The 845-nt window shown below is 62.7% G+C and carries 1 protein-coding gene; it reads left to right on the plus strand.

Features of this window, described 5'->3' with window-relative positions:
- The coding region (locus ATY29_RS02500; RefSeq protein ID WP_097537558.1) for an IS4 family transposase at nt 1–822 on the plus strand (822 nt) is incomplete at its 5' end.
- Nucleotides 823–845 lie beyond the last annotated feature (23 nt).

The following is an 845-nucleotide window of genomic DNA, read 5'->3' on the forward strand; positions in this document are numbered from 1 at the left end:
GGGCTCAAGCGGGCCGTCGGCGAGGCGGTCCATCTGATCGATAGCAGCAGTCTGCGCCTTTCCGGGGCGGGATCGGACTGGGCACGCTTTTCCGATCAGGCCTGTGGCGCCAAGGTTCACGTCGTCTACGATGCCAATGCCGAACGGCCGATCTATGCGGCGGTGACGCCGGCCAATGTCAACGACATCACCGCCGCCAAGGTAATGCCGATCGAGGCGGGCGCCACCTATGTCTTCGACCTCGGCTATTACGATTTCGGCTGGTGGGCGAAGCTCAATGCCGCCGGCTGCCGCATCGTCACGCGCCTCAAATCCCATACCAAATTGGCCGTCACGGAGGAAAAAGCGGTTAGCCCGGATGGGATCATCCTCTCGGATCGGGTCGGCCTCCTGCCGCAGCGCATGGCGAAAAGCCGCAGGAACCCGATGAGCGGGCCGGTTCGCGAGATCTGCGTGCAGATCGAAACCGGCAAGATATTGCGCATCTTCTCCAACGATCTCGATTCCCCGGCAGAAGAGATCGCCGCGCTCTACAAGCGCCGTTGGGCGATCGAGCTGTTCTTCCGCTGGGTCAAGCAGACGCTGAAGATCCGCCATTTCCTCGGCAACAGCGAGAATGCCGTGCGCATCCAGATCGCCGCCGCCCTGATCGCATACCTGCTGCTGCAGATGGCCAAGGCAGACCAGACCACCATCACAAGCCCGCTCGCCTTCGCCCGCCTCGTGCGCGCCAATCTCATGCACCGCCGCAGGATCGACCGCCTGTTGCAACCCGCCGGCAGTCCACCACACAGTCCCCACCAGATGAGCCTCCAATGGTGACGAATTAAACCGGACACCAGTGG

Source organism: Rhizobium hidalgonense (genome assembly GCF_002914525.1).
Taxonomy (GTDB): Bacteria; Pseudomonadota; Alphaproteobacteria; order Rhizobiales; family Rhizobiaceae; genus Rhizobium; species Rhizobium hidalgonense.